We start from the raw sequence: 6,494 nt of genomic DNA on the forward strand, positions 1-6,494 counted from the left end.
CCTGGTGACCCCTGTCCCACCGGCACCGTTCTTGTGTCAAACCACAGCCGGACGAGTGTTCACCGATGGTGCGGATACCCTAAGAGGGTGACGTTCCCGGTAGTCGGCATGGTCGGTGGCGGTCAGCTCGCCCGTATGACCCACGAGGCGGGCATCCCCCTCGGCATCAAGTTCAAGCTGCTCAGTGACACCCCGCAGGACTCTGCGGCCCAGGTGGTGAGCGAGGTCGTCATCGGCGACTATCGCGACCTGGCTACGCTGCGTGACTTCGCGCGCGGATGTGACGTGATCACCTTCGATCACGAGCACGTCCCGACGGAGCACCTGCGGGCCCTCGAAGCGGACGGCATCCCCGTCCGTCCCGGGCCCGACGCGTTGGTGCACGCCCAGGACAAGGGGGTGATGCGCGCGAGGCTCGACGAGATCGGTGCCCCGAGCCCCCGGCACCGCATCGTGGCGGACCCCGGGGACGCGGCGGCCTTCGCCGCCGAGGTCGGGGGCTTCCCGATCATCCTCAAGACGGTGCGCGGCGGTTACGACGGCAAGGGCGTCTGGTTCGTCCGTACGCCGGAGGACGCCCGCGACCCCTTCCTGGCGGGCGTCCCGGTGCTCGCCGAGGAGAAGGTCGACTTCGCGCGCGAGCTCGCGGCGAACATCGTCCGCTCCCCGCACGGCCAGGCCGTCGCCTACCCGGTCGTCGAGTCCCGTCAGGTCGACGGCGTCTGCGACACGGTGATCGCCCCCGCCCCGGACCTGGACGACGAGCTCGCCGGGCAGGCCCAGGAGCTGGCCCTCCGCATCGCGCAGGAGCTCGGCGTCGTCGGCCACCTGGCCGTCGAGCTGTTCCAGACCACGGACGGCCGCATCCTCGTCAACGAACTGGCGATGCGCCCGCACAACTCCGGCCACTGGACCCAGGACGGCGCGATCACCTCGCAGTTCGCCAACCACGTCCGGGCGGTCCTCGACCTGCCCCTCGGCGACCCGCGGCCGCGCGCGCCGTGGACCGTGATGTGCAATGTGCTGGGCGGCGACTACCCGGACATGTACTCCGCGTACCTGCACTGCATGGCCAGGGACCCGCAGCTCAAGATCCACATGTATGGCAAGGACGTGAAGCCCGGCCGCAAGGTGGGGCACGTCAACACCTACGGCGACGACCTGGACGACGTGCTGGAGCGCGCGCGCCACGCCGCCGGCTACCTGCGAGGAACGATCACCGAGTGAGCAGCACGAGCCCCGGCACCGCCCCCGGCACCACCACCGCCCCCGTGATCGGCATCGTCATGGGGTCCGACTCCGACTGGCCCGTCATGGAGGCCGCGGCGCAGGCCCTCGACGAGTTCGCGATCCCGTACGAGGTCGACGTCGTCTCCGCCCACCGGATGCCGCGCGAGATGATCGCGTACGGCGAGGAGGCCGCGGGCCGCGGCATCAAGGCGATCATCGCGGGCGCGGGCGGCGCGGCCCACCTGCCCGGGATGCTCGCCTCGGTCACCCCGCTGCCGGTCATCGGCGTGCCGGTGCCGCTGAAGTACCTCGACGGCATGGACTCGCTGCTCTCCATCGTGCAGATGCCGGCTGGCGTGCCGGTCGCCACGGTCTCCGTCGGCGGCGCGCGGAACGCGGGCCTGCTCGCGGCCCGCATCCTCGCCGCGCACGACCCCGAACTGCTCGACCGGATGCGCGAGTTCCAGCAGGAGCTGAACGCCCAGGCGACCGAGAAGGGCACGCGCCTGCGGGCCAGGGTCGAGGGCGCGGAGTCGTTCGGCTTCGCCAAGTGAGCGCCGCGGACCGGGCCTTCGGCACCGCGGCCGACCGCGACACCTGGGGCACCGCGGCCGACCGCCTCGCCGAGGCCCGTGAACTCCTCGCGGCGCACCCGGTGGTGGACGGCCACAACGACCTGCCGTGGGCGCTGCGCGAGCACGTTCGCTACGACCTGGACCGGCTGGACATCGGCGCGGACCAGACGGGCGCGCTCCACACCGACCTGCTGCGGATGCGGGCCGGCGGCGTGGGCGCCCAGTTCTGGTCGGTGTACGTGCCCTGCCGGCTGACCGGGGACGACGCGGTCAGCGCGACCCTGGAGCAGATCGACGTCGTCGACCAGCTCCTGGAGCGGTACGCGGGCGACCTCGCCCCGGCGCTGACCGCCGACGACATGGAGGCGGCCCGCGCGCAGGGCCGCATCGCCTCCCTCAAGGGCGCCGAGGGCGGCCACTCGATCAACAACTCCCTCGCCACCCTGCGCGCCCTGCACACCCTGGGCGTCCGGTACATGACGCTCACGCACAACGACAACAACGACTGGGCGGACTCGGCGACCGACGCGCCCCGCGTCGGCGGGCTGTCCGCCTTCGGCCGGGCGGTCGTCCGCGAGATGAACCGCTCCGGCATGCTCGTCGACCTCTCGCACGTGGCCGCGACGACCATGCGGGACGCCCTCGACTCCTCGGTCGCGCCGGTGATCTTCTCGCACTCCTCGGCCCTGGCCGTCTGCGACCACCCGAGGAACGTCCCGGACGACGTCCTGGAGCGGCTGCCCGCCAACGGCGGTGTCGCGATGGCCACGTTCGTGCCGAAGTTCATCCTCCCCGCGGCCGTCGAGTGGACCGCTCGGGCCGACGACAACCTCCGGGCGCACGGCTTCGACCACCTCGACACCACGGCCCAGGCGATGAAGCTGCACCGCGCCTTCGAGGAGGCGAACCCGCGGCCGATCGCCACCGCCGCCACGGTCGCCGACCACCTCGACCACATGCGCGAGGCCGCCGGCATCGATCACATCGGCATCGGCGGCGACTACGACGGCACGGCCTTCACCCCGGCCGGGCTCGACGACGTCGCCGGCTACCCGAACCTGGTCGCGGAGCTCCTGCACCGCGGCTGGTCCCGCCCGGACCTGGCGAAGCTGACCTGGTCCAACAGCGTCCGCGTCCTGCGCGACGCGGAGGCGGTCGCCCGCGACCTGCGGAGCCGTACGGCCCCGTCGAACGCGACGATCGACGCCCTGGACACACCGACCGCCTGACGACACCGTCCGGACACGGCCCGGAGCCCGGGCACGGCGCCGCCCGGGCACGGCACCGGGCCCGGGTCTTCCCGGCGCCTGGGCCGCCCCGGCGCCTGGGCAGGGCCCCACAGCCCGGGCCGCACCGGAGCCCCAGGCCCGCCCCGCGGTCCGGCCGCCCCGGAGCCCCGGGCACGGCCCGGAGCCTGGGCATGCCCCACAGCCCGGCCCGCCCCCGGAGCCCCCCTCGACGAGACCTCCCGCGCCCGCGCCCTCCTGGCCGCCCAGCCCGTCGTCGAGGGCCACACCGAACTGCCCGCCTCCCTCGACCCCGAGGACCTCCCGCCCGTCCGGGCGGCGGAGGCGGGAGCCCAGTTCTGGGGGCTGCACGCCGGACCCGGCGAGGACCCGGCGAGCGTCGTCGGGACCCTGCGCCGCATCGACGCCGTCCGCGCCCTCGTCGCCGGCTGCCCCGAGCACCTGCGCCTCGCGCAGACGACCTCCGAGATGGCCCACGCCCGCAACTGCGGCCGCGTCGCCGCCCTGCTCGGCCCGGTCGGCTGGACCGCGCTCGGCGCCTCCGCGGCCACCCTCCGGGCGTACCACGCCCTGGGCGTACGGGCGGTCAACCTCACGCTCTTCGACCGCTTCGCCCGCGCGGCGGTACGGGAGATGAACCGCATCGGCCTGGCCGTGGACCTCTCCGGCGCCGACGAGGACACGGTCCGCCGCGCCCTGGAGACCACCCGCGCCCCCGCCCTGCTCACCCGGGCGGCCCCGGCGGACCTGTCCGACGACGTCCTCGGCCTTCTCGGCGGGAACGGCGCCGTCTGCATGGTGACGGTGACCGACGACCCGGCCGCCGCCGCCGACCTCCTGGACCGGGTCCGCGAGCGGGCGGGCGCCCACTGCGCGGGGATCTCCCACACCACCGCCCCGGCCGTCGGCTACGTCCCGCTCTTCGCGGAGCTGCTGCGGCGCGGTTGGTCCGCGCAGGACCTGGTGGGCCTCGCGCACGGCAACGTGACGCGCGCGCTGCGGGAGACGGAGTTCCTGGCGCGGACGAACCGCATCAGACCGGTGGCCGCCTGACCGCCCGCCCCACGGCCCCGTACGCCCGTACGTACCCGCCCCTGCGCTCAGGCGCGCGGGCGGCCCATCGCCCGGTACGTCCAGCCGGCCGCCCGCCAGCGCTCGGCGTCCAGCGCGTTGCGGCCGTCGAGGATCACCCGCGAGGCGGCGACCGAGGCGAGCGCCGCCGGGTCCAGCTCGCGGAACTCGCGCCACTCCGTGAGGTGCAGCACGACGTCCGCCCCGCGCACCGCGTCGAGGGCGGAGTCGGCGTACCCGAGGGTGGGGAAGAGGCGGCGGGCGTTGTCCATGCCCTTCGGGTCGTAGACGGTGACCTGGCCGCCCTGGAGGTGTATCTGACCGGCGACGTTCAGCGCGGGGGAGTCGCGGACGTCGTCGGAGTCCGGCTTGAAGGCGGCGCCGAGGACGGCGACCCGGCGGCCCAGGAAGGTGGTGCCGCCGAGGGCCTCGCGCGTCATCTCGACCATCTGGCCGCGCCGCCGCATGTTGATGGAGTCGATCTCGCGGAGGAAGGTCAGCGCCTGGTCGGCGCCCAGCTCGCCCGCGCGGGCCATGAAGGCCCGGATGTCCTTGGGCAGGCAGCCGCCGCCGAAGCCGATGCCGGCGCGGAGGAACTTGGCCCCGATCCGGTCGTCGTGCCCGATCGCCTCGGCCAGCTTGGCGACGTCGCCGCCGGCCGCCTCGCAGACCTCGGCCATCGCGTTGATGAAGGAGATCTTGGTGGCGAGGAAGGAGTTCGCGGAGGTCTTCACCAGCTCGGCGGTGGGGAAGTCGGTCACCACGAAGGGCGAACCGTCGCCGACCGGCCCGGCGTACACCTCGCGGAGCAGCTTCTCGCCCCGGTCGCCCTGGACGCCGACGACGATGCGGTCCGGGTGCAGGGTGTCCTGCACGGCGAAGCCCTCGCGCAGGAACTCGGGGTTCCAGGCCAGCTCCACGCCCTCCGGGAGCACGCCCGCGAGCCGTTCGGCCGAGCCGACGGGCACGGTCGACTTGCCGACGACCAGGGCCCCTTCGCGGACGACCGCGGCGAGGGAGGCGAAGGCGGCGTCCACGTAGCTCATGTCGCAGGCGTACTCGCCGTGCTTCTGCGGGGTGTTCACGCAGACGAAGTGCACGTCGCCGAAGGCGCCGACCTCCTCCCAGGAGGTGGTGAACCGCAGCCGGCCGCTCGAACCCTCGATGCCCGCCACGTGCCGGGCGAGGAGCTCTTCGAGGCCCGGCTCGTACATCGGGACCCGGCCGGACGACAGCAGCTCGATCTTCTCGGGGACGACGTCGAGCCCCAGCACCTCGAAGCCCAGCTCCGCCATGGCCGCGGCGTGGGTGGCGCCGAGGTAGCCGGTGCCGATCACGGTGATCTTGAGGGCCATGCGGGTCTCCAGGGAACGTCGGGCGGAATGCCTGCCCGAGCATAGTCGTGCTCTGGCCGGGGGCCGGGTCACGCCCTACGCTTTGGGTTACTTAACGGTAGTTAGCAAGTGTGGGAGTGAGTGACAGTGGCAGGTTCTTCTGATTTCGACCTGTATCGGCCTTCCGAGGAGCACGACATGCTCCGGGAGTCGGTGCGGGCGCTCGCGGAGGCGAAGATCGCGCCGTTCGCCGCGGCGGTGGACGAGGAGGGCCGGTTCCCGCAGGAGGCCCTGGACGCGCTGGTCGCCAACGACCTGCACGCCGTGCACGTCCCGGAGACCTACGGCGGCGCGGGCGCGGACGCGCTCGCGACGGTGATCGTGATCGAGGAGGTCGCCCGCGCCTGCGGTTCGTCGTCGCTGATCCCCGCGGTCAACAAGCTGGGCTCGCTGCCCGTCATCCTGTCCGGCTCGGAGGAGCTCAAGCACCGCTACCTCGGCCCGCTGGCCAAGGGCGACGCGATGTTCTCCTACGCCCTGTCCGAGCCCGACGCCGGCTCCGACGCCGCCGGGATGAAGACCCGCGCGGTCCGCGACGGCGACTTCTGGGTCCTCAACGGCGTCAAGCGGTGGATCACCAACGCCGGCGTCTCCGAGTACTACACCGTGATGGCCGTCACCGACCCCGACCAGCGCTCCAGGGGCATCAGCGCCTTCGTCGTGGAGAAGTCCGACGAAGGCGTCTCCTTCGGCGCCCCCGAGAAGAAGCTCGGCATCAAGGGCTCCCCCACCCGCGAGGTCTACCTCGACAACGTCCGCATCCCCGCGAGCCGCATGATCGGCGCCGAGGGCACCGGCTTCGCCACCGCCATGAAGACCCTCGACCACACCCGCATCACCATCGCCGCCCAGGCCATCGGCATCGCCCAGGGCGCCCTCGACTACGCCAAGGGCTACGTCACCGAGCGCAAGCAGTTCGGCAAGCCCATCGCCGACTTCCAGGGCGTCCAGTTCATGCTCGCCGACATGGCCATGAA

The 6,494-nt window shown here is 73.1% G+C and carries 6 protein-coding genes; 5 read left to right on the top strand and 1 reads right to left on the bottom strand.

Annotated elements, in window-relative coordinates:
• The first annotated feature begins 87 nt into the window (after positions 1-87).
• From EAO70_RS17570 to EAO70_RS17585, 4 genes are all read left to right on the top strand, one after another.
• Complete coding sequence (locus EAO70_RS17570; RefSeq protein ID WP_148003901.1) at positions 88-1,227, top strand: 5-(carboxyamino)imidazole ribonucleotide synthase; 1,140 nt, start codon at positions 88-90, stop codon at positions 1,225-1,227.
• Positions 1,228-1,286: 59 nt separating this feature from the next.
• Positions 1,287-1,784: a 5-(carboxyamino)imidazole ribonucleotide mutase gene (gene purE / locus EAO70_RS17575; protein ID WP_148005197.1), complete on the top strand. Its 498-nt coding sequence runs from the start codon at positions 1,287-1,289 to the stop codon at positions 1,782-1,784.
• Positions 1,781-3,034: a dipeptidase gene (locus EAO70_RS17580; RefSeq protein WP_148003902.1), complete on the top strand. Its 1,254-nt coding sequence runs from the start codon at positions 1,781-1,783 to the stop codon at positions 3,032-3,034. The genes purE and EAO70_RS17580 overlap by 4 nt, the downstream gene beginning before the upstream one ends.
• A gap of 291 nt (positions 3,035-3,325) precedes the next feature.
• Positions 3,326-4,105, top strand: coding sequence for a membrane dipeptidase (locus tag EAO70_RS17585; RefSeq protein WP_410091383.1), 780 nt, complete (start codon positions 3,326-3,328; stop codon positions 4,103-4,105).
• 47 nt (positions 4,106-4,152) lie between these two features.
• Here EAO70_RS17585 and EAO70_RS17590 read toward each other — a convergent pair whose 3' ends face one another.
• The gene (locus EAO70_RS17590; protein WP_148003904.1) at positions 4,153-5,478 is read right to left on the bottom strand and encodes a UDP-glucose dehydrogenase family protein; all 1,326 of its coding nucleotides are present in this window, start codon (positions 5,476-5,478) and stop codon (positions 4,153-4,155) included.
• A 126-nt stretch (positions 5,479-5,604) separates the two neighbouring features.
• Between EAO70_RS17590 and EAO70_RS17595 the strand changes: the two genes are divergently transcribed.
• Positions 5,605-6,494: acyl-CoA dehydrogenase family protein (locus EAO70_RS17595; RefSeq protein WP_148005198.1), on the top strand; the 890-nt coding region annotated here is incomplete at its 3' end.

It is taken from the genome of Streptomyces sp. adm13(2018), from assembly GCF_008042145.1.
Taxonomy (GTDB): Bacteria; Actinomycetota; Actinomycetes; order Streptomycetales; family Streptomycetaceae; genus Streptomyces.